This window comes from Streptomyces sp. NPDC048196, from assembly GCF_040652715.1.
GTDB lineage: Bacteria > Actinomycetota > Actinomycetes > Streptomycetales > Streptomycetaceae > Streptomyces > Streptomyces siderophoricus.
Genome location: NZ_JBEZMM010000036.1, coordinates 52,777 through 74,579, shown reverse-complemented (window position 1 = coordinate 74,579; position 21,803 = coordinate 52,777). Strand labels below are relative to the sequence as shown.

The 21,803-nt window shown below is 70.9% G+C and carries 16 protein-coding genes and 1 tRNA gene; 8 read left to right on the top strand and 9 right to left on the bottom strand.

Annotation, left to right across the window (positions count from 1 at the left end; genetic code table 11):
• The first annotated feature begins 57 nt into the window (after positions 1–57).
• From AB0E02_RS28270 to AB0E02_RS28260, 3 genes are all read left to right on the top strand, one after another.
• Positions 58–1,074, top strand: coding sequence for an SGNH/GDSL hydrolase family protein (locus AB0E02_RS28270; protein WP_362144014.1), 1,017 nt, complete (start codon positions 58–60; stop codon positions 1,072–1,074).
• Between the two features lie 230 nt (positions 1,075–1,304).
• Positions 1,305–2,525 carry an acetyl-CoA C-acetyltransferase gene (locus AB0E02_RS28265; protein ID WP_362144013.1) on the top strand — a complete coding sequence of 407 codons (1,221 nt, stop codon included), beginning with the start codon at positions 1,305–1,307 and terminating at the stop codon, positions 2,523–2,525.
• A 533-nt stretch (positions 2,526–3,058) separates the two neighbouring features.
• On the top strand, positions 3,059–4,012 hold the full coding sequence (locus tag AB0E02_RS28260) for a hypothetical protein (RefSeq protein ID WP_362144011.1): 954 nt from the start codon (positions 3,059–3,061) through the stop codon (positions 4,010–4,012).
• Between the two features lie 373 nt (positions 4,013–4,385).
• On the opposite strand, the gene AB0E02_RS28255 is transcribed toward AB0E02_RS28260, so the two are convergent.
• Positions 4,386–4,745 carry a hypothetical protein gene (locus tag AB0E02_RS28255; RefSeq protein WP_362144008.1) on the bottom strand — a complete coding sequence of 120 codons (360 nt, stop codon included), beginning with the start codon at positions 4,743–4,745 and terminating at the stop codon, positions 4,386–4,388.
• Between the two features lie 98 nt (positions 4,746–4,843).
• Here AB0E02_RS28255 and AB0E02_RS28250 point away from each other — a divergent pair, with 98 nt between their 5' ends.
• Positions 4,844–5,071: a DUF4287 domain-containing protein gene (locus AB0E02_RS28250; protein WP_030414336.1), complete on the top strand. Its 228-nt coding sequence runs from the start codon at positions 4,844–4,846 to the stop codon at positions 5,069–5,071.
• 123 nt (positions 5,072–5,194) lie between these two features.
• Here AB0E02_RS28250 and AB0E02_RS28245 read toward each other — a convergent pair whose 3' ends face one another.
• Positions 5,195–6,073: a Bax inhibitor-1/YccA family protein gene (locus AB0E02_RS28245; protein ID WP_362144004.1), complete on the bottom strand. Its 879-nt coding sequence runs from the start codon at positions 6,071–6,073 to the stop codon at positions 5,195–5,197.
• Positions 6,074–6,499: 426 nt separating this feature from the next.
• Here AB0E02_RS28245 and AB0E02_RS28240 point away from each other — a divergent pair, with 426 nt between their 5' ends.
• Together AB0E02_RS28240 and AB0E02_RS28235 are read left to right on the top strand one after the other, a co-directional pair.
• Positions 6,500–9,346: a bifunctional glycosyltransferase family 2 protein/CDP-glycerol:glycerophosphate glycerophosphotransferase gene (locus AB0E02_RS28240; protein WP_362144001.1), complete on the top strand. Its 2,847-nt coding sequence runs from the start codon at positions 6,500–6,502 to the stop codon at positions 9,344–9,346.
• A complete protein-coding gene (locus AB0E02_RS28235) occupies positions 9,346–10,515 on the top strand; it encodes a glycosyltransferase (protein ID WP_362143998.1) in 1,170 nt (389 codons plus the stop codon). Before AB0E02_RS28240 ends, AB0E02_RS28235 begins: the two co-directional genes overlap by 1 nt.
• A gap of 106 nt (positions 10,516–10,621) precedes the next feature.
• On the opposite strand, the gene AB0E02_RS28230 is transcribed toward AB0E02_RS28235, so the two are convergent.
• Positions 10,622–10,703: transfer RNA gene (locus AB0E02_RS28230), tRNA-Leu, on the bottom strand.
• Between the two features lie 477 nt (positions 10,704–11,180).
• Between AB0E02_RS28230 and AB0E02_RS28225 the strand changes: the two genes are divergently transcribed.
• Positions 11,181–11,993, top strand: coding sequence for an ABC transporter ATP-binding protein (locus tag AB0E02_RS28225; RefSeq protein WP_362143995.1), 813 nt, complete (start codon positions 11,181–11,183; stop codon positions 11,991–11,993).
• A 63-nt stretch (positions 11,994–12,056) separates the two neighbouring features.
• On the top strand, positions 12,057–14,591 hold the full coding sequence (locus AB0E02_RS28220) for an ABC transporter permease (protein ID WP_362143992.1): 2,535 nt from the start codon (positions 12,057–12,059) through the stop codon (positions 14,589–14,591).
• A 67-nt stretch (positions 14,592–14,658) separates the two neighbouring features.
• On the opposite strand, the gene AB0E02_RS28215 is transcribed toward AB0E02_RS28220, so the two are convergent.
• From AB0E02_RS28215 to eno, 6 genes are all read right to left on the bottom strand, one after another.
• Complete coding sequence (locus AB0E02_RS28215; protein ID WP_362143989.1) at positions 14,659–15,969, bottom strand: cyclopropane-fatty-acyl-phospholipid synthase family protein; 1,311 nt, start codon at positions 15,967–15,969, stop codon at positions 14,659–14,661.
• Positions 15,970–16,188: 219 nt separating this feature from the next.
• Positions 16,189–17,577: an NAD(P)/FAD-dependent oxidoreductase gene (locus AB0E02_RS28210; RefSeq protein WP_201803753.1), complete on the bottom strand. Its 1,389-nt coding sequence runs from the start codon at positions 17,575–17,577 to the stop codon at positions 16,189–16,191.
• A gap of 446 nt (positions 17,578–18,023) precedes the next feature.
• Entirely contained in the window at positions 18,024–18,995 is a 972-nt protein-coding gene (locus tag AB0E02_RS28205; RefSeq protein ID WP_362143985.1) for a Ppx/GppA phosphatase family protein, read from the bottom strand.
• The gene (locus AB0E02_RS28200; RefSeq protein ID WP_362143982.1) at positions 18,992–19,606 is read right to left on the bottom strand and encodes a DUF501 domain-containing protein; all 615 of its coding nucleotides are present in this window, start codon (positions 19,604–19,606) and stop codon (positions 18,992–18,994) included. Before AB0E02_RS28200 ends, AB0E02_RS28205 begins: the two co-directional genes overlap by 4 nt.
• Before the next feature lie 160 nt (positions 19,607–19,766).
• Positions 19,767–20,219: a septum formation initiator family protein gene (locus AB0E02_RS28195; RefSeq protein ID WP_265362439.1), complete on the bottom strand. Its 453-nt coding sequence runs from the start codon at positions 20,217–20,219 to the stop codon at positions 19,767–19,769.
• A gap of 178 nt (positions 20,220–20,397) precedes the next feature.
• Entirely contained in the window at positions 20,398–21,678 is a 1,281-nt protein-coding gene (eno, locus tag AB0E02_RS28190) for a phosphopyruvate hydratase (RefSeq protein WP_310727206.1), read from the bottom strand.
• Between the last annotated feature and the right edge of the window lie 125 nt (positions 21,679–21,803).

The following is a 21,803-nucleotide window of genomic DNA, read 5'->3' as shown; positions in this document are numbered from 1 at the left end:
AGCGCGTCGGCCCCCGGGTCCGGCGCGCCCCGCACTGCACGGGGAGGTGCCCGGCCCATGCCGATGACGATGTCCAGGGCGAGGGTGGCACGGCGGATCGCGACCGCCGCCGCGGTCGGCGGCGGCGGCGTCGGGCTGCTCGGCGTCGCCACCGTCGGTGTGCTGCTGACCGAGGTCCGGCTGGCCCGCCGCACGGTCGGCGGCTCCAGCGACATCCCGCCGTGCGCCGACGGCCGCTACGGCGCCGCCTTCGCGCACCGCACCGACCGCCCGCCGCTCCGCCTGGGCTTCCTCGGCGACTCCACCGCCGCCGGCCAGGGCGTGCACCGCGTCTCGCAGACCCCGGGCGCGCTGCTCGCCTCGGGCCTCGCCGCGGTCGCCGAACTCCCCGTGGACTTCCGCAACGTGGCGCTGCCCGGGGCGCAGTCGGACGATCTGGCGCGCCAGGTGGAGCTGATGCTCGCGGACGGCGCGCAGACCCCCGACGTCTGCGTGATCATGATCGGGGCGAACGACGTCACCCACCGGATGCCGCCCGCGCAGTCGGTCCGCCACCTCTCGGAGGCGGTCCGCCGGCTGCGCGCCGCGGGCTGCGAGGTGGTGGTGGGCACCTGCCCGGATCTGGGCACGATCGAGCCGGTCTACCAGCCGCTGCGGTGGGTGGCCCGGCGGCTCTCCCGGCAGCTCGCGGCCGCGCAGACGATCGGGGCGGTCGAGAGCGGCGGCCGCACGGTCTCGCTGGGCGACCTGCTGGGCCCCGAGTTCGAGGCGCATCCGCGGGAGCTGTTCGGGCCGGACAACTACCACCCGTCGGCGGAGGGGTACGCCACCGCCGCGATGGCCGTGCTGCCGACGCTGTGCGCCGCGCTGGGCCTGTGGCCGGACGAGGAGCGGCCGGAGCCCGCCCGGGGCGAGGGCATCCTCCCGGTCGAGCAGGCGGCTGCCGAGGCGGCTTCCGAGGGCGGTACGGAGGTCACCGCCTCCCGCGCGCCCTGGGCGCTGCTCAAGCACCGCCGGCGGCGCCAGCTGCCGGACGCGGAGGAGTCGGCGGACCGGCCGTCGGTGCCGCGCTGAAGGGGCCCGCAGTTGGCCGAACGGGCAGGGGGTCGCGGGGAATACCCGGCGGCCCCTTGCCGTTCCATAAGCGCTCGCTTAGAAAAGAGGTCCGCATCACAACGCGGACCCCGTGACCTCAGCAGTACGTGCAGGTAACTTCCCTCACAGTCCAGCACCTTCTCCCGCCCGTCGCCCGACCACCGCCCCTCAACGAGGCGCAGGGCGCCACTTGATTTCCTGGAGCCGTGATGCCCGAAGCCGTGATCGTCTCAGCCGCCCGCTCCCCGATCGGCCGCGCCTTCAAGGGCTCGCTGAAGGACCTGCGCCCGGACGACCTGACCGCGAAGATCATCGAGACCGCCCTGGCCAAGGTCCCCGAGCTGGACCCCAAGGACATCGACGACCTGATGCTGGGCTGCGGCCTCCCCGGTGGCGAGCAGGGCCACAACCTGGGCCGCATCGTGGCCGTCCAGATGGGGATGGACCACCTCCCGGGCTGCACCGTCACCCGTTACTGTTCCTCGTCGCTCCAGACGACGCGGATGGCGCTGCACGCCATCAAGGCCGGCGAGGGCGACGTCTTCATCTCGGCCGGCGTGGAGACGGTCTCGCGCAGCGTGAAGGGCACCTCCGACGGCCTGCCCGACACCCACAACCCGCTCTTCGCCGACGCCGAGGCCCGTACGGCCGCGCGCGCCGAGCAGGAGGGCGCCGACTGGCACGACCCGCGCGAGGACGGCCTGGTCCCGGACGCGTACATCGCGATGGGCCAGACCGCGGAGAACCTCGCCCGCCTCAAGGGCGTCACCCGCCAGGACATGGACGAGTTCGGCGTCCGGTCGCAGAACCTCGCCGAGAAGGCGATCAAGGACGGCTTCTGGGAGCGGGAGATCACCCCGGTGACGCTGCCCGACGGCACGGTCGTCTCGCAGGACGACGGCCCGCGCGCCGGCGTCACGCTGGAGGGCGTGCAGGGCCTCAAGCCGGTCTTCCGCCCCGACGGCCTGGTGACGGCCGCCAACTGCTGCCCGCTCAACGACGGTGCCGCGGCGCTGGTCATCATGTCCGACACCAAGGCCCGCGAGCTGGGCCTGACTCCGCTCGCCCGGATCGTCTCCACCGGCGTCTCGGGCCTGTCCCCCGAGATCATGGGCTACGGCCCGGTCGAGGCCAGCAAGCAGGCGCTCCGCCGCGCCGGCCTCACCATCTCCGACATCGACCTGGTCGAGATCAACGAGGCGTTCGCCGCCCAGGTGATCCCCTCCTACCGCGACCTGGACATCCCGCTGGACAAGCTGAACGTCAACGGTGGCGCGATCGCCGTCGGCCACCCCTTCGGCATGACCGGCGCCCGCATCACCACCACGCTCATCAACTCCCTCCAGTGGCACGACAAGCAGTTCGGCCTGGAGACCATGTGCGTGGGCGGCGGCCAGGGCATGGCGATGGTCATCGAGCGGCTGAGCTGAGCTGTAGCCAACCGGAAGCGAGGTTCAGCGCGACCATGGGCACGCGCGGCTGAGCTGACGAGTTGACCCGAGGGTCTCCCCGGAAGTCCTTGAGGGTGTGTGCGCGGCGGAACAGACCAACTCCCGCCCCGCGCACACCCTTCGCTGTTGAACGGACACGGGCGGCGACGGCGCGTGACCTGCCTCACTCGTTAACAAGATCGCGACCCAATCTCCCCCAGGATTGTGATGAACGTCCTGGGGGAGAAGCGTCGTTGCAGGTCAGCATGGGTTCACCGCACCACAGGAGGCCCATGGGCCCTAGCATTTCGGGACATAGCGCCCTGTGAGCGGTCGCCGACCCCCGGCAGGCTGATGTAGGAAGTCGGAGAACATTCTGCTAACGGGAGTACGCCGGTGAGCGAGCCGCCACCATTGGTGACCTCCGTGAGCGGCGCATCAAGGGGGTCGCCCCGGCCGACGGCCGGGGGAAGTCCATGTACCGATGCACGGCCCGTGGGAAGTGGGCCGCCGAACGAAGTGGAGGTCGGCGCATGAGCGTCACCACCCTCGTCCTGCTCGTGGCCGCGGCCGTCGCCGTGGCGCTGGGCGCCGTCGCGCTGGGCACCGCCCGTGCGCTGCGCCGCCAGCTCGCCGAGCTGCACGGTGAGCTCGTCGCCGCCCGCCGGGACGCCGCGGCGCGCGCGGAGGCGGCCGAGGCTGCCGCCGCGACCATCCCCGCCGCCCGCACCAGCCCGGCCGAGGCGACCCCGCTCGCGGACATACGCGCCGCCGTCGCCGACGCGCTCGCCGAGGAGCGCGAGCGCGAACTGGCCGAGGCCCGGGCGTTCTGGGCCGCACAGGAGGCCAGGGACGCCGCGGACGCCCCCTCCCTGCTCGGCCTCGGCGACGACCACCCGCTGGACGGCCGCGAGGGCCGGCTGACCCGCGACGGGCGGCCGGACTCCGAACGGTTCGACCTCCAGCCGTTCGTGCCCCGCCAGGCGGACCTGGCCGGCCTGGAGCCGCTGCTGGGCCCGGACGCCCTGGAGGCGATGGACACCCTGGAGTCCGTGGAGGCGCTGGAGGCCCTGGACGCGCCGGAGTTGGAGCCCGTCGAGGGCACCGAGTCCGCCGAACTGGCCGCCGCCCGCCGCCGGCACCCCTCGCACCCGGACTTCTCACCGTCCCCGGTGATCAGCGACTACGAGCGCACCGTGGCGCGCCTGGAGGAGCTGGCGCGGGAGGCCACCGCGGTCGCGGACGTCCGCCCGGGCCCGCTGGGCACTCTGGACGTGTACGTCTTCGCCGACGGCACCACGCTCTGTCTGACCCCCGGCCAGCGCGAGGCCGCGGACCGGGTCGCGGACGCGCTGCACGCCGGGCGCACCCCGGTGCTGCTGGGCGGCTCCGGCATCTCCGGCGCGTACGCCCTGACCTTCTCCTGGGGCGAGACCCGCGAGGACAGCGTCTACATCCTCGCCGACCGCGTCATCGCCTCGCTCTGACGACCGTTCCCCCGAGGCTCCGACCGCCGTTCCGCCCAAGGCTCCGACCGCGGTTCCCTCCGAGGCTCCCACCGCCGTTCCACCCGAGCCGGTAGCCGCCGTTCCGCCCGGGACTCTGCTCACCCTTCCGCCCGGGACTCTGCTCACCGTTCCGCCCGAGCCGGTGGCCGCCGTTCCGCCGGGGTCGTGGCCGAAATTCTGACCGGAATGCCGCCCGCGCCAGCACGTCCGGAATACCCCCCACCCCCGCCACGTTGTGGCCCCGCAGGGGGCCCACGCACCCCCTAGGGAATCCGTTCGACCGCCCCCTAAGGGCCGCCGCCCCGGGCCCCAAGGCCCACCCGCCGGACTCCTCGCCGGCAGGCAGCCGCCCCTAGCAGCGTGCCGCTGTCGCCCGTACGCAGCGCACGGCCTCCGCCAGTTCTTCGGCGGGGGCCACTTTCGCGTCAGGGTCGGGTCCGGTGCCGGCCGGGCCGGCGGCCGCGGCCCGGAGTGCCTCGACGAGGTCGTGCCCGGCCACCGCGAGCTGGTCGCCGACCGCGAACATCCCGGCGTCCGGGAACGGGCGCGGCGCCTCCGTGGGCCGTTCGATCAGCTGCGCACGGGTCGCCAACTCCCGTGCCAGCGCGAGCCCCTCGGCCGCCGCGCCCTGGCTGAGCCGGCTCTGCGACAGCGCTCGGAGGCGGTCGGCGAGGGCGTCCACCGCGGTCTGCAAAGGGGTCACGTCAAGCACGTCGTGAGCCTATGCGCCACTCCCGGGTGGTTGCCAACGGCGGAAGCCTCAGGCACGGTGTGCTGAAGAACCAGCATCGACCGCGTCCGGAGGCGCCGATGTCTCAGCTCTTCTCCGAAGAGACCCACCGGAACATGCTCTCCCGCATCCCCGAGTGCACGGGCCGGGAAATCTCCGAATGGCTCCGCACCGTTGACGAAGGCCCCGCTCTCTTCCGCTTCGACGAAAAGGTCAGCTGGCTCCGTGGCGAGCACAACCTCGCCCACGGGCACGCCAAGGCGATCGTTCACGAACACGACCTCAGGCGCGCCGCGCGGAAGTTCTGATCCGCGATGAGGCGCCGTCCTCAACCCCGAAGGGCCCGCAGGCTGCTGCCTGCGGGCCCTTCGTCACGGTGCCGCTCACGCAGCTCACGCAGCTCACGGAGCTGCTTATGCTGCGGGGTCCGGTCAGTCGCCCCGGAGGATGGAGATCAGCCGCAGCATCTCCATGTAGATCCAGACCAGCGTCAGGGTCAGGCCGAACGCCGCCAGCCAGGACTCCTCGCGCGGCGCGCCGTAGGCGATGCCGTCCTCGACCTGCTTGAAGTCCAGGGCGAGGAACAGCGCGCCGAGCACCACGCCGACGATGCCGAAGAGGATGCCCAGGCCGCCACTGCGGAAGCCGAGGCCGTCCCCGCCGCCGAAGACCATGAACAGCACGTTGACCAGCGACAGCAGGACGAAGCCCATCGCCGCGATCAGCACGAAGCGGGTGAAGCGGGCGGTGACCCGGACGATCCGCGTCTTGTAGGCGATCAGCATGGTGACGAACACCGCCATCGTGCCCAGCACCGCCTGCATGGGGGCGCCGGCCATCTTCGGCAGGCCGTTGAGGAAGCCGCTGAGCGCGCCGAGGAAGACGCCCTCCAGGGCCGCGTACGCGAGGATCAGCGCGGGCGACGGCCGGCGCTTGAAGGACTGGACGAAGCCCAGCACCATCGCGACCAGACCCGCGCCGACGGCGAAGCCGAGGTTCTGGGTCAGGAACAGCCAGCCGACGGTGGCACCGGCGATGACCGTGCCGAGCGTCAGGCCGGTGCGCGTGACGACGTCGTCCATCGTCATCGGCCGGGTCTGCGGCGCGTGCTGCGGCGGTGCCTGGGTGACGGGCTGACCCTGGGCGTACGGGTCGGTGGGGGCCTGCGCGTAGGGGTTGCCGCCCTGTGCGTAGGGGTTGGTGCCGGCGTACGGGTTCGCGGTGGGGCCCCCGGCCTGCGCGTTGAAGCCCGCGTAGCCGGTGTCGCGGCTGAACCCCCGTCGCGAGAAGACCGGGTTGCTGCTCCTCATCTCACTCCTCCATGGCCGCCCTGCGCGGCCTTGACGGCAAGCGTAATGGCTTGGCAAAGACACGTCGCTCGTTCTTGGGCAGGATCTTTCCCCCTGCCCGGCGCTTCACGTCCTCCAGGAGGAGGACGTCCGGGACGCCGTGGAGGTGCCCGGAGACCGCCACCGATCCGTGAAGCCGGCGCAACGGACGTCACATCCGAGCAGGCAACCGATTCACCGGAGCGGCCGTCTTTCCTTCCGGCCGGAAGTGCCCTGCTGGGCGGATCGGCGGAGATGACACCTGGTCATGGTCCGTATGCCGGAGCGCCCCTTCCCCACGCCCCGGCAGCTCACTGTGTGTAGTGCCATGGGCGCGATTCGTGGTAATCGGGGGGACAGACGGGGCTATTCTGGCGGCAAACAGCAGCGAAAGAGGTTGAGGTCCCTGTGCCTGACGTCTCCGTAGTCGTCATCGTCTACAACGACGCCGACCGGTTGCCGACCGCGGTCCAGTCCGTACTGGACCAAACGCTCCGGGACGTCGAGGTGGTGATCGTCGACGACTGCAGCACCGACCGTTCCTTCGAAGTGGCGCAGCAGCTCGCCGCCACGCACCCGGAGAGGGTCAGAGCCTTCCAGCTGCCGGAGAACAGCGGGGCGGGCGGCGAGCCGCGCAATGCCGGCATTCAGCACACCCGCGGCCGTTACGTCATGTTCCTGGACAGCGATGACGTCCTGGAGGTCAATGCCTGCCGGAACATGCTGGAGGCCGCCGAGGAAACCGGCTCGGACATCGTTTCCGGTCTGTGCGTCCGGCTGCACAAGGACACCCGCAATCAGAAGCGGGACGAATGGTATTCCTGGCTGTATGCCACGACCCGGACCCTGGAGTCGGTCACGGAATTGCCGGACCTTTTCGTCTGGGACACCCTCTCCACCAACAAGTGCTATCGCCGCGATTTCCTCATCGAACATGACCTGCGATTCCCGAAGGGCATGTTCTACGAGGACCTGATGTTCATCGCCGATGCCTATCTCGCGGCGAAGCGCATCACGCTGATTCCCAATCAGGTGTATTACTGGCACGTATTCGAGCGGGCCGCCGTGAAATCGGTGACGAACCGGCGGCACGAAATGACGAACTATGCGCACCGGCTGGAGATCCACCGGCGCATCGACGCATTGCTGGCCGAGCGCGGGCTGAGCGAGATGAAGCTCGCCAAGGACGTCAAATTCCTCAAGCACGACCTGGTGCTGCATCTGCGTGATCTGCCGTTCCGGGACGAGTCCTACCGCCGCGAGTTCGCCGAACTCTCCCGGGAATACCTCGCCGGCATCTCCCCCGAGGCGTACGAGCGGGTACCGGCCATCCAGGCCATCTGCGCGTACCTGCTCCAGCGGGGTGACTGGGACAATCTGATCCCGGCCGTGGACACGCTGATCAACCGCGACAAGGTCTCCTCGCCGCTGGCCGAGCACGACGGCCGGATCTACTGGTGCGGGGGCCACTTCGACGACGCCTTCGGCCGCTCCGTGCTGGACGTCACCGACATCGGCTACCACGAGAAGCCGGTCAACCAGCTGTTCCTGCGCAACCAGCTCACCCGTTACCAGGACTCCGGCCATGCCGTCTCCCTGGCGGGGCGGATCACCAACCCGCTGGGCGTCGTCCCGCCCGGTGCGCGGCTGGCCGGCGAGCTGGAGTTCAGCGCCCGGCGGCGCAGCCTGCAGTCCTTCCGCTTCCCGGTCGGGGAGCTGCGCCACGAGGGTGACACGATCCACTGGGCGGCCACCGTGGACCTCACCGCCGGGCTGCGTCCGCTGGGGATCGTCGACTCCATCTGGGACGTACGGCTGCGGCTGGACGTGGACGGGGTGCGGACCACGACCCGGCTCACCGTCGCCGACACCGGGCTGACCGGGTCACTGCCGGTCCGCCCGCGGCTGACGCGGATGGTCGCGGACCGTCTGCAGCCGCATGCCTCGGCCAAGGGGCATCTGGCGTTCCGGCTGGTCAGCGAGGGTGCGAGCGCCGAGCGGATGCAGGAGCTGATCACCCGCGGGGTGCGCGGGAAGCCGGGCACGCTCGCGAAGACGGGCTACCGCAAGGCGAAGGAGCTGCGCAGGAAGGTCGTCTCCGGCGACAACAAGCTGCGCGTGTACCACGAGGTGTTCTGCCGGCTGCCCGTCAAGAAGCGCACGGTGGTCTTCGAGAGCCACCTGGGCAAGCAGTACAGCGACAGTCCGCGGGCGATCTACGAGGAGATGCGCCGACAGGGCCTGGAGTTCGAGGCGATCTGGTCGTACGCCGGCTCGCCGAAGGACTTCCCGAAGGGCGTCACGCTGGTCAAGCGCTGGTCGCTGCCGTACCTCAAGGCGCTGGCGCAGGCGGAGTTCTGGGTGGACAACCAGAGCTACCCGCTCAAGCTCACCAAGCGTCCCGAGACCACATACCTCCAGACCTGGCACGGCTCGGCGCTGAAGAAGATGGGCTTCGACCAGCCCGCCCTCAAGGCGCAGACCCGGCAGCAGCAGGAGGAGCAGCAGAGTTCGCTGGACCGCTTCGACCGCTTCCTGGTCCGTTCCGAGCACGATGTGCACACCCTGGCCAAGGCGTTCCGACTCAAGGAGAAGACGCTGCTGCGGGTCGGGTACCCGCGCAACGACGCGCTGGTGCGCGCCCGGCAGCGCGAGGAGGAGCTGGGGCGGCGGGAACGCGGGCCGCTGGCCGCGGAGTTGGGGATTCCCGAGGACAAGACGGTGCTGCTGTACGCGCCGACGTTCCGCAAGGCGGGCGGCCGGCACGGGCGCTTCGAATTGCCCTTCGACGTCGAGCGGTTCGCGGAGCAGTTCGGCGACCGCTACGTCCTGCTGGTGCGCTCGCACTATCTCAATCACGTGGTGCTGCCCCCGACGGTGCAGGGCCGGGTCATCGACGTGTCGGCGCGTCATGACGTGACGCCGCTGCTGGCGCTGGCCGACGGGCTGATCACCGACTATTCGTCGGTGATGTTCGACTACGCGCTGCTGGACCGGCCGTTGGTGTTCTTCGCCTACGACTACGACGAATACGTCCACGAGGGCCGGGGCACCTACTTCGATCTGCTGGCGCACGCGCCGGGCCCGGTGGTCCGTACCGAGGACGATTTCCACGAGACGATCAAGTCGTTCGAGACGCAGTCGCTGGAATACGCCCGCAAGCGCGCGGAATTCGTCGCCAAGTTCGGGGAATACGACCGGGGCGACGCCGCCCGGAGCATTGTCGATCAGTTCTTTGCGCAGTGGAGCCGTTGATGACCAAGTCGTACGCAGCCGGGCCGCGGGACATCTTCTTCGTCTCCAACAGCGTCAACGAGATGGGCGGCATCACCAGTTGGTCGCACCAGATGGCGCGCCTGTTCAGCGAGCGGGGCCACCGGGTGCACCTCATCGGTATCGTGCCGGCGCCCGAGGGGCGCGCCCATGAGCTGGCCGACGACGTGCCGTTCAAGGCCACCACGCTGTACCGCGACCACCCGCCGACGGTCCGTCCGGTGCGCGGGCTGAAGGACCGGCTGAACGTCGCCGAGCAGCGCCGCCGGGCCGCCCGGGAGGCCGGGATGCGGGAGCAGGCGGCGAAGATGAGCGCGCTGTTCCGGGCGGCGAAGCCGGGCGGGGTGGTGATCGTCACCCAGGTGTGGGCGATGGAGTGGGTCGCGCTGGCCGACACCGCCGGGCTGACGGTGGTCGGAATGAGCCATGAGTCGTTCGAGACCTGCCGCAAGTCGTCCCGCTTCGGCCGGGTCAAGCGGTTTTACGCGGACGTCGACCGGATGCTGACGCTCACCCGCGAGGACGCCGACCGCTGGATCCGTCAGCGGATGGACAACGTCGGCTTCATGCCCAACCCGTTGCCGTTCTTCCCCGACGTCCCGTCGGACCGCTCTCGCAGGTGCGTGGTCAGCATCGGCCGGCTGCACGAGGAGAAGGGCGTCGACCTGCTGCTGGAGGCGTGGGCGCAGGTCGCCCCGGAGCATCCGGACTGGACGCTGCGGATCTACGGGTCCGGTGAGGAGGCCGAGGCGCTGCGCAAGCTGGCGGCGGAGTTGGGGGTGGCCTCGTCCGTCGAGTGGATGGGGCGTACCTCCGACGTTCCGGGGGCGCTGCGGGAGAGTGCGGTGTTCGCGCTCAGCTCGCGGGGTGAGGGCTTTCCGCTGGCGCCGATGGAGGCGATGGCGACGGCCGTGCCGTGTGTGGCGTTCGATGTGGCGCCGGGCGTCCACGAGATCATCACGGACGGCGAGGACGGTTTCCTTGCTCCGCCGGGCAATATCACCGAATTCGCCCGGCATCTGGACACCCTGATGTCCGACAAGGAGCTCCGGGACGCGATGGGCGAGGCCGCCCGGGAGAACATTCAGCGGTTCTCCACCGACGAGATTGTCGGGCGCTGGGAGAACCTCTTCGCTCTCCTGGAGCGCTGAGCCCGCCGAACAAAGCACGAGGGCCGCCGGCTTGCCCCGGCGGCCCTTCTCGTTGAAAATTCAGGTAAGCACCCGACTTCGAACCCCGCCTTGGTCACGTGCGGAGTGCCCGGAGCCGGACTTGAACCGGCACGGCCCGTAGGCCAGCGAGGTTTAAGCTCGCCGTGTCTGCATTCCACCATCCGGGCCTGGGGATCCCCCATGCCACCCCAAAGAGGGCAGCACGAGCGTAGCCCGCAGCGCACGACGCAGATCGGCCGCTCATCCCGAGGTTGTCTTATTTTATTGGCAACTGAGGGTGCATCAGCGCTGGGTACAGGCCGTAGGCACATGCCGGGTGCCTCCCTTTGCCACGCCCCGCCGCGGCGCAAATCAGTACCCGAATTGACGGAAACTCGACGCCCGCCCGCCACCCCCGTCACCCGGCCGGGGACGCCCCTCGCGCCGCCCGGGACGCCGCCCCCGCCTCAGGGTTCGTCTCCTCCTCTGGGATGACCGGACGGCGGGCGGGTACTGCCCAGGGGTGGTCAAGGACGGTCACAGGGGTTGACGTCCTCCCCCCTTGCGCTGACCCACGATGGAAAGCGTCCGCATGACGTCCGCGGTGCGTGCCTCCCGGCCGCGCGCGGCCCCGATGGTCCCCGTCCCGACAGGAGCTCGTTCCCGTGACCACCACCCACTCCGGTGTCCCGACCGCCGGCCGCACCACCGCGGTGGCCGCCCGCGCCACGGATCTGACCAAGGTCTACGGCCAGGGCGAGACCCAGGTGGTCGCCCTGGACGCGGTCTCCGTCGACTTCCGGCAGGCGCAGTTCACCGCGATCATGGGCCCCTCGGGGTCCGGCAAGTCCACCCTGATGCACTGCATGGCCGGACTGGACTCGATCTCCGGCGGCTCCGCCCGGATAGGCGACGTCGAACTGACCGGCCTCAAGGACAAGAAGCTCACCCAGCTGCGCCGCGACAAGATCGGCTTCGTGTTCCAGGCGTTCAACCTGCTGCCGACCCTGAACGCACTGGAGAACATCACCCTGCCCATGGACATCGCGGGCCGTAAGCCGGACCGCGCCTGGCTGGACCGCGTGGTGGAGACCGTCGGCCTGGCCGGCCGCCTCAAGCACCGCCCCAGCCAGCTCTCCGGCGGCCAGCAGCAGCGGGTCGCGGTCGCCCGCGCGCTCGCCTCCCGGCCCGAGGTCATCTTCGCCGACGAGCCCACCGGGAACCTCGACTCGCGCTCCGGCGCCGAGGTGCTGGGCTTCCTGCGCAACTCCGTGCGCGAGCTGGGCCAGACCGTGGTGATGGTCACCCACGACCCGGTCGCCGCCTCCTACGCGGACCGCGTGGTCTTCCTCGCCGACGGCCGGATCGTCGACGACATGCCGAACCCGACCGCCGACCTGGTCCTCGAACGCATGCTGCGTTTTTCCGGGGGTGCCCCCCAGGCCCCCGGCTTCGACGCCAAGGACCGCACGAGTTGATCCGCAGCAGCCGCCACCCGCACCCCGGACCTCCCGGGCCTCTCCTCCAGGACTGACCCACTCATGTTCCGTACCGCCTTGCGCAACGTGCTTGCGCACAAGGCCCGGCTGCTGATGACCGTCCTCGCCGTGATGCTCGGCGTGGCCTTCGTCTCCGGCACCCTGGTCTTCACCTCGACCATCTCCGACGCGTTCCAGGCCAGCTCCCAGAAGGGCTTCGACCGCGTCGACGTCGCCGTCCAGCCGCGGTCCGCGGGCGACCACCAGGGCGCGCCCGGCCGGACCCCGCGGCTCGACCGGAAGCTGCTCGACGCGGCCGCCAAGGTGCCCGGCGCGGCCTCCGCCACCGGCACCGTCTCCGGCTTCACCGCCATCGCCGACAAGAAGGGCGAGCTGCTCGGGGACGGCTTCTCCACCCTCGGCGGCAACTACTTCCCCGGCAAGGACGGCACCGACGCCCGCTACCCGCTGCGCGACGGCAGCGCCCCCAAGGGACCGCACGAGTTCGCCCTGGACGCGCGCACCGCGGACAAGGCCGGCTACAAGGTCGGCGACACCGTCCGGATCTCCGTCGACGGGCCGGTCCGTGAGCAGAAGCTGACCGGAGTCTTCACCACCGACGACGGGACCGTGGCGGCCGGCGGCAGCCTGGCGCTGTTCGACACCCCGACCGCCCAGAAGCTGTTCGCCGCCCCCGGCACGTTCAGCGAGATCGACGTCACCGCCGCACCCGGCACCTCCCAGACGGCCCTGAAGGCCGCGGTCGACAAGGTGCTGCCCAAGGACGGCGCGGAGGCCACCACCGGCCGTCAACTCGCCGACGAGCAGGCCAAGTCGATCGCCCGGCGCATGGACGGCATGAAGACCGGCCTGCTGGTGTTCGCCGGTATCGCGCTCTTCGTCGGCGTCTTCATCATCGCCAACACCTTCACCATGCTGGTCGCCCAGCGCACCAAGGAACTGGCCCTGCTGCGGGCGGTCGGCGCCAGCCGCCGCCAGGTCACCCGCTCGGTGCTGATCGAGGCGTTCGTGGTCGGCGCGGTCGCCGCGGTCACCGGTCTGGCCGCCGGTATCGGCATCGGCGCCGGCCTGCGCGCCCTGATGAGCAGCACCGGCGCCACCGTCCCCGACGGGCCCCTGGTGGTCTCGCCGACGACGGTGGGGACCTCGCTGCTGGTCGGCATCGTCATCACCGTCCTGGCCGCCTGGCTGCCCGGCCGGCGGGCCGCGAAGATCCCGCCGGTCGCCGCGATGAACAGCGTGCACGCCACCGCCACCACCAAGTCGCTGGTGGTCCGCAACATCCTCGGTGCGCTGTTCGCGGGCGCCGGTGCGGCCGGGGTGCTGGTCGCCACCGGGATGTCCGACGGCAAGGCCGTCATGGCCGGCGGTGCGGTGCTGCTGCTGATCGGCGTGTTCATCCTGACGCCGCTGCTGTCCCGCCCGCTGATCGCGCTGGCCGCGCCCGTGCTGCGCGCCTTCGGGATCTCCGGCTCCCTGGCCCGGCAGAACGCGGTCCGCAACCCGCGCCGTACGGCCGCCACGGCGTCCGCGCTGATGGTCGGGCTGACCCTGATCACCGGGATGACGGTGATCGCGGGCAGCGTGCAGAAGGGCATCGACAAGATGGCCACCGACGCCCTGAAGGCCGACTACGTCGTCTCCATGGCCGGCCGCACACCGCTCTCCCCCGACGTCGAGAAGAAGCTGAGCGGCCTGGACGAGGTCACCGCGATCAGTCCGCTGCGCAACTCCCCGGCCCGGATCGGCGGCGGCATCGACTACCTGACCGGCGTGAACGGCCCCGACTTCGGCAAGCTCACCCGGCTCGACTTCACCCAGGGCGCGCTGGGCGACCTGCGCGGCGACAAGGTGGTCGTGGACGACGCCACCGCCAAGGAGAAGGGCTGGAAGCCCGGCTCCCGCTTCCCGGTGACCTACGAGGACGGCAAGAAGGGCACGCTGACCGTCTCGGGCGTCTACCAGGGCAACGAGATGCTGGGCGGCGTCCTGTTGGACAACGCCACGCTGGCCCCGCACCAGAAGCAGATCACCGACATGCAGGTGATGGTCAGGACGAAGGACGGCGCCACCGACGCCACCAAGGACGCGCTGGTCGCGGCGCTCGGCAAGAACCCGGCGATCTCCGTCTCCGACAAGCAGGACGTCTCCGACGGCATCGCCAAGATGTTCAACCTGATGCTGAACATGCTCTACGGGCTGCTGGCCATGGCCGTGATCGTCGCGGTGCTCGGGGTCATCAACACCCTGGCGATGTCGGTCTTCGAACGCTCCCAGGAGATCGGCATGCTGCGGGCCATCGGCCTGGACCGCCGCGGCGTCAAGCGCATGGTGCGCCTGGAGTCGCTGGTGATCTCGCTCTTCGGCGGGGTGCTCGGCATCGGCCTGGGCGTCTTCTTCGGCTGGGCGGCCGGCGAGCTGATCTCCGGTTCGCTGGCGACGTACGAACTGGTCCTGCCCTGGGGCCGGATGGGGCTCTTCCTCGCGATGGCCGCCCTCGTCGGCGTCCTGGCCGCGCTCTGGCCGGCGCGGCGGGCGGCCCGGCTGAACATGCTGGCGTCGATCAAGGCGGAGTAGCCGCGGAAAAGCGCGTGTGCCGGGTCCCCGCGCGGGGACCCGGCACACGCGCTGTCGGCCCGGCGGGTCAGCCCGTCCAGGTCCGCGCCCGCAGCGGCAGCCCGGAGGCGCCGGGTTCCGGGGTCCGTACGGCCAGCACCTGGTTGACTCCTATCCGGTTGCGCTCGAACGACAGCGCCGAGGCGGCCATGTAGAGCCGCCACACCCTCGCCCGTCCGGGCGAGGTGAGCCGCACCGCCGCGTCCCAGTGCCGCTCCAGGTTGGCGACCCACGAACGCAGCGTCAGCGCGTAGTGCTCGCGGATCGCCTCCACGTCCCGCACCTCGAACCCGGCCTCCTCCAGCTGGGCCACGGTCCGGCCGACCGGCGCCAGCTCGCCGTCCGGGAAGACGTACCGGTCGATGAACTCGTCGACGCGGTACGCCTCCTCGTCCGCCACCGGCCGGCGGGCGATCTGGTGGTTGAGCAGCCGCCCGCCGGGCCGCAGCAGGGCGTGCAGCGCGTCCGCGTACTCCGCGTACCGGGCGCGGCCGACGTGCTCGGCCATCCCGACCGAGGAGATCGCGTCGAACGGCTCGTCCTTGATCTCGCGGTAGTCCTGCACCCGGATCTCGACCCGGTCGGCGAGCCCGGCCTCGGCGATCCGCTTGCGCGCGTAGGTCGCCTGCTCCTCGGAGAGGGTGATGCCGACCGCCCGTACGCCGTACTCGCGGGCCGCGTGCAGCACCATCGAGCCCCAGCCGCAGCCCACGTCCAGCAGCCGCTGGTCCTCCTTCAGGGCCAGCTTGCGGCAGATCAGGTCGAGCTTGTCCCGCTGGGCGTCCTCCAGCGTCGCGTCCGGTGCCGCCCAGTAGGCGCAGGAGTAGACCATGGACGGGCCGAGCACCAGCTCGTAGAAGTCGTTGCCGACGTCGTAGTGGTGGCTGATGGCTTCCTTGTCGCGCAGCAGGGTGTGCAGCGGTCCGCGGCGCCGCCGGGCCTCCTCGGCGGGTGGTGCGGGCGGGACCGGCGCGCCGGCCAGGGCCAGCAGTTGCCGGGCGGCGTGACGGATCTCCGGGCGGGCCAGGGCGCGCAGGACGGCGGCCCGCTGCGGCTTGGGGGCGTCGGTGCCGCGCTCCCAGAGCAGTCCGGCGAGGATGTCGAGTGCGTCGTAGAGGTCGCCGTCGACGTCGATGTCGCCGGCCACCCAGGCCCGGGCCAGGCCGAGTTCGCCGGGCTTGAACAGCAGCCGGCGCAGGGCGCGGCGGTTGCGGAAGACGAGTGTGGGCGCCCCCGGCGGGCCGGACTCGCTGCGGTCCCAGGCGCGGATGCGCACCGGGAGCGGGGCTCCCAGCACCTCCTCGGCGAGCTTGGTGAGCCGTCCAGCGGCGTCGGCCATGTCGCACACCTCCGTGTTGACGAGTCGGGCAAAGAAGTTTCACCCACCACGTAAACGCCAACGGGGCGTCCCGTTAGTCCCGTTCGCTGGTAAGAGAACCTCACCCGGGACGCTTTTCGCCAGAGCGGACACGTTTGCGGACATGCCGAAGGGCGTCCGCCCCACGGATGGCGGACGCCCTTCGGGCTGGTCGGAGTACTCCCGTACCCGACCGGTGAATCAGCTTGCCTTGGCCTTCGGCTTGTCGCCGGAGCCGGCCGCGGCCGGTGCGGGGGCCGGCTTGGCCGCCTCGTAGAACTCCTCGCGGGGGTTCTCCATGGCGCCGAGCGAGACCACCTCGCGCTTGAGGAACATCGCCAGCGTCCAGTCGGCGAAGACCCGGATCTTGCGGTTGAACGTCGGCATCGCCATGCCGTGGTACGCGCGGTGCATGTACCAGGCGAGACGGCCCTTGAGCTTGATCTTCATCTTGCCCATGACGATCATCGCGACGCCCTTGTGCAGGCCGAGACCGGCGACCGCACCCTTGTTGGCGTGGCTGTAGTCCTTCTGCGGGAAGCCCCGCATACCGGAGACCACGTTGTCGCCGAGGACCTTGGCCTGCCGCAGCGCGTGCTGCGCGTTCGGCGGGCACCAGGCGTTCTCGTTGCCGTTCTTGCGGCCGACCAGGTCCGGGACCTGGGCGTTGTCGCCGGCGGCCCAGATGTGGTCGGTGCCCTGCACCTGGAGGGTCGGGGCGGTGTCGACGTGACCGCGCGGGCCGAGCGGCAGGCCGAAGCGGGCCAGCGCCGGGTTGGGCTTGACGCCCGCGGTCCACACGATGGTGTTGGAGTCGACCTCAAGGCCGTTGTTCAGCTTGACGTGGCCGTCGACGCAGGAGTCCATGCCGGTCTTGAGGTAGACCTCGACGCCGCGGGACTCCAGGTGCTCCTTGCCGTACGCACCGAGCTTGGGACCGACCTCGGGGAGGATCTTGTCGGCGACGTCGACCAGCAGGAAGCGCATGTCCTCGCGCTTCACGTTGTTGTAGTACTTCGCGGCGTCGCGGGCCATGTCCTCGACCTCACCGACGGTCTCCGCACCGGCGAAGCCACCGCCGACGAAGACGAAGGTCAGCGCCTTGCGGCGGACCTCTTCGTCGGTCGTGGAGTCGGCCTTGTCCAGCTGCTCCAGGACGTGGTTGCGCAGCCCGATGGCCTCCTCGATGCCCTTCATGCCGATGCCGTTCTCGGCGAGGCCGGGGATCGGGAAGGTGCGGGAGACCGCGCCGAGCGCGATCACCAGGTAGTCGAAGGGCAGCTCGTACGCCTCGCCGACCAGCGGGGCGATCGTGGCGACCTTGCGGTCCTGATCGATGGTGGTGACCCGGCCGGTGAGGACCTCCGCCTTCGGCAGCACGCGTCGCAGCGGGACGACGACGTGCCGGGGGGAGATGCTGCCGGCGGCGGCTTCGGGGAGGAAGGGCTGATAGGTCATGTACGACCGCGGGTCGACGACCGTGACGGTCGCCTCGCCGTAGCGCATCTTCTTGAGAATGCGCCGAGCTGCGTACAGGCCTACGTACCCACCGCCTACTACGAGGATCCTGGGACGCTCCGTGGTGCTCATGCAATCGAGTATCCACCCCCAGATGGGGGGTCGCTCGTGAGCCCCTTCACAAGGACCCGAGGGGCATCTGCTACACTCCGCCGGCTTCGTGACGGACGCCATAGCGCGGGCCGGAACCACCGTAGTACGCGAGGCGTTGGAGACCCCCGTTGATCAGGCCTTGTAGGCCATCCGGGTGACCCACCACACCCTGCGGGAGCACACGGCCGAGCCGCCGGAACCCGCGCATTCTCCGGGTCGAAGGGCCCTGGAGCCTTCGAATGAGCGTCGCAGGGTCAGATTGTTCGCCCGACAGGAGGGTTTTTCATGTGAAGGATTTCACGAACTTTCTTTCACGGGACGCCCACGAAGCCCGCCGAACGCCCCCGAATCCCGCCCGGACGGCGAACCACCCGCCCAAAACACCGCACGGCAGAGGCCGTTGCCGACCCCTGCCGTCCCGTCCGTCAGACCGCCGTCCCGCCCGTCGGGCCTCGGTCCGCGATGCTCCAGGCGATGCCGTCCAGGATGTCGTGTTCGCTGACCACGACCTCCTCGGCGCCGGTGCGTTCCATGATCGCCAGCAGGACGAGGGCGCCTGCGCCGATGACGTCGACCCGGCCCGGGTGCATGACCGGGATGGCCGCGCGCTCGGCGTGGGTGGCGGTCAGCAGCCGGTCGGTGATCTCGCGGACCTTCGCCAGCGGGATGCGGGAGTGGTGGATGGCCTCGGAGTCGTAGTGGGTGAGGCCCAGGGCGATCGCGGCGACGGTGGTCACCGAGCCGGCCAGGCCCACCAGGGTGGCGGCCTCGGCCAGCGGGACGGCCTCCTCCGCGTGGTCCAGGGCCTTGGCGATGTCGGCCTTCATGGCGGCGATCCGGGCGGCGGTCGGCGGGTCGCTGATCTCGCCGTTGTGCACCAGGTGCCGTTCGGTCATCCGCACGCAGCCGACGTCGACCGAGCGGGCGGCCCGCACGGAATCATCGCCGAGGACGAACTCGGTCGAGCCGCCGCCGATGTCCACCACCAGGAACGGCCTGGCCAGATCGGGGCGGCCGGTGAGCTCCTTGGTGGCGCCGTTGAAGGAGAACTCCGCCTCCTGGTCGCCGGTGATCACCTCGGGCTCCACGCCCAGGATGTCCACCACGCCGCGCACGAAGTCCGCGCGGTTCTCCGCGTCCCGGGAGGCCGAGGTCGCCACGAAACGGACCCGCTCGGCACCCAGGCCCTTGATCACCGCGGCGTACTCCCGGCAGGCCGCGAAGGTCCGCTCCAGCGCCTCCGGTGCCAGCCGCCCGGTGCGGTCCACGTCCTGGCCCAGCCGGACGATCTGCATCCGGCGGTCGAGCTCCTTCAGCTCGCCGGTGGCGGGGTCGACGTCCGCGACCAGCAGGCGGATGGAGTTCGTACCGCAGTCGACGGCGGCGACGCGCTTCACTCGGACTCTCCCTCGTCGGTCCCGGTGGCGTGCTCGGTGACGTTCTCGGTGTCGTTCTCGGTGTCGTTCTGGCCGTTGCTCGGGCTGTGGTGCTCGCTGCACGGGCTCACGCAGGGGCCCTTCTTCCACCACTCCGGCAGCATGGCGATCGCCTCGTCACCGAGCGGGTTGACGCCCGGCCCGGCCGCCAGCGAGTGGCCGACGAGGACGTGCAGGCACTTGACCCGGTCGGGCATGCCGCCCGCGCTGGGGAAACCCGCCAGCACCTCGATGGCGTCCCGCCGCCGGATGTAGTCCTCGTGGGCCGCGCGGTAGGCGGCGGCCAGCTCCGGGTCGGTCGCCAGCCGCTCGGTCATCTCCTTCATCACGCCGTCGGCCTCCAGCGTGCCGATCGCGGAGGCCGCGCGCGGGCAGGTGAGGTAGTAGAGCGTGGGGAAGGGCGTGCCGTCCTCCAGGCGCGGCGCCGTCTCGACGACGTCCGGCTGGCCGCACGGGCAGCGGTGCGCGATGGCGCGCAGGCCGCGCGGCGGGCGGCCGAGCTGCTCCTTGAAGGCGGCGATGTCCGCGGCGGTGGGCTCGGTGGGCTCGGTCTGGGGCGGAGGGGTTTCCATGGGCGCTTTCGGTGAGGTGATGGGTGAAACGGCGGGACGACGGGACGACCGGGACGACGGGACAGCGGTACGGCGGTGCGTGCCGTCCCTGTCGACAGTACGGGGCGGCGCGCGCCGGCGGTACGGGCCGGGCACACCGGCGGCCCGGCCGGAGCCGGCGCTACCGCTTGTCGGCCGCGTCGACCGCGTGCCAGAGGTTGTCGTACCAGGGGCGCTGCGCGGCCTGCGTCCCCTTGGGGGCGGCGGCGGTGCCGGAGCCGTCCTGGACGATGTATCCGGTCTCGCCCGGCATGACGTAGTGCAGGTGCCGGCGGGCCTGTTGGCGGACGTACTCGGGGTCCTGCCAGCGGGCCTTCTGCTCGCGCAGCCGGTCCAGCTCGGCGCCCGCGTCCCGGGCCTTGCGGCGCTGGTCGGCGATGTCGGAGCGCTGGGAGACGTACTGCCTTATCGGGTACGCGAGCGCGACCACCAGCGAGCACATCACCAGGGCCAGCAGGGCGGCGCGGCCGGTGAGGCGGTTGCGGCGGGCCGGCCGGGCGCGGTAGACGCGGGCGGCGGCCTGCTCGCCGAGCGCCTTGAGTCGGGTCGCGGTCGAGAACCGGTCCGCGGGCACGTCGTCTCCCCTTCACTGACGGACGCCGGTCTGCTTCAAGCAGGTACGTCCCCGGCAACGGTACGGGACCGTCGCCGGGGACGTACGGGGCGCTGGGCGGTCGGCTCGCCCGATCAGCCCTTTCGGGCCCCGGGTCGGGCCGCCCCGGCGGAACCGCGGGGCGCCGCGCTTCGGAGCGTCAGCCCTTGAAGCGGGGGAACGCGCTGCGGCCGGCGTACACCGCGGCGTCGTCGAGGATCTCCTCGATGCGCAGCAGCTGGTTGTACTTGGCGACGCGCTCGGAGCGGGCCGGGGCGCCGGTCTTGATCTGGCCGCAGTTGGTGGCGACGGCGAGGTCGGCGATGGTGACGTCCTCGGTCTCGCCGGAGCGGTGCGACATCATGCACTTGAAGCCGTTGCGCTGGGCCAGCTCGACGGCGTCCAGGGTCTCGGTCAGCGAGCCGATCTGGTTGACCTTGACCAGAAGGGCGTTGGCGGAGCCCTCCTCGATGCCGCGGGCCAGGCGCTCGGGGTTGGTGACGAACAGGTCGTCACCGACCAGCTGGACCTTGGCGCCGAGCTTGTCGGTGATGACCTTCCAGCCGGCCCAGTCGTCCTCGAACAGCGGGTCCTCGATGGAGACCAGCGGGTACGCGTCGACGAGCTCCGCGTAGTACTCGGTCATCTGGGCGGCCGAGCGGGACTGGCCCTCGAACTGGTACGAGCCGTCCTTGTAGAACTCGGAGGCGGCGACGTCCAGGGCGAGCGCGATGTCCTGGCCGGGGGCGTAGCCGGCCTGCTTGATGGCTTCCAGGATGAGGTCGAGGGCCTCGCGGTTGGAGCCGAGGTTCGGGGCGAAGCCGCCCTCGTCGCCCAGGCCGGTCGACAGACCGCGCTCCTTCAGGACCTTCTTGAGGGTGTGGTAGACCTCGGCGCCCCAGCGCAGGGCCTCGGAGAAGGACTCCGCGCCGATCGGGGCGATCATGAACTCCTGGATGTCCACGTTGGAGTCGGCGTGCGAGCCGCCGTTCAGGATGTTCATCATCGGCACGGGCAGGACGTGCGCGTTCGGGCCGCCCAGGTAGCGGAACAGCGGGAGGTCGCTGGCCTCGGAGGCGGCGTGCGCGACGGCGAGGGAGACGCCGAGGATGGCGTTGGCGCCGAGCGAGCCCTTGTTGTCGGTGGCGTCCAGGTCGAACATGGCCTGGTCGATCAGCCGCTGCTCGGTCGCGTCGTAGCCGACGAGCTCCGGGCCGATCTGCTCGATGACGGCCAGGACGGCCTTCTCCACGCCCTTGCCGAGGTAGCGGTTGGGGTCGCCGTCGCGGAGCTCGATGGCCTCGAAGGCGCCGGTCGAGGCGCCGGACGGCACGGCGGCACGGCCGGTGCTGCCGTCGTCGAGGCCGACCTCGACCTCGACCGTGGGATTACCTCGCGAGTCGAGAATTTCGCGGGCTACGACGACGTCGATGGACGGCACGTTGTCTCCTTCATGGGTGTCTGGAGTTGCAGCACGAGCCTAACGGCCCGGGGGGCGTCCGCCTGCCCTTGGCCCGCTCCGTGGGACGGAATAACCCCACAAGCAGCGCAAAGGCCCAGCTCATG

What these genes read in the sequence shown, in the direction of transcription:
- AB0E02_RS28270 (WP_362144014.1), top strand. Translation starts at nt 58, where the DNA reads ATGCCGATGACGATGTCCAGGGCGAGGGTGGCACGGCGGATCGCGACC.
- AB0E02_RS28265 (WP_362144013.1), top strand. Translation starts at nt 1,305, where the DNA reads ATGCCCGAAGCCGTGATCGTCTCAGCCGCCCGCTCCCCGATCGGCCGC.
- AB0E02_RS28260 (WP_362144011.1), top strand. Translation starts at nt 3,059, where the DNA reads ATGAGCGTCACCACCCTCGTCCTGCTCGTGGCCGCGGCCGTCGCCGTG.
- AB0E02_RS28250 (WP_030414336.1), top strand. Translation starts at nt 4,844, where the DNA reads ATGTCTCAGCTCTTCTCCGAAGAGACCCACCGGAACATGCTCTCCCGC.
- AB0E02_RS28245 (WP_362144004.1), bottom strand. Translation starts at nt 6,073, where the DNA reads ATGAGGAGCAGCAACCCGGTCTTCTCGCGACGGGGGTTCAGCCGCGAC.
- AB0E02_RS28235 (WP_362143998.1), top strand. Translation starts at nt 9,346, where the DNA reads ATGACCAAGTCGTACGCAGCCGGGCCGCGGGACATCTTCTTCGTCTCC.
- AB0E02_RS28220 (WP_362143992.1), top strand. Translation starts at nt 12,057, where the DNA reads ATGTTCCGTACCGCCTTGCGCAACGTGCTTGCGCACAAGGCCCGGCTG.
- AB0E02_RS28215 (WP_362143989.1), bottom strand. Translation starts at nt 15,969, where the DNA reads ATGGCCGACGCCGCTGGACGGCTCACCAAGCTCGCCGAGGAGGTGCTG.
- AB0E02_RS28210 (WP_201803753.1), bottom strand. Translation starts at nt 17,577, where the DNA reads ATGAGCACCACGGAGCGTCCCAGGATCCTCGTAGTAGGCGGTGGGTAC.
- AB0E02_RS28200 (WP_362143982.1), bottom strand. Translation starts at nt 19,606, where the DNA reads ATGGAAACCCCTCCGCCCCAGACCGAGCCCACCGAGCCCACCGCCGCG.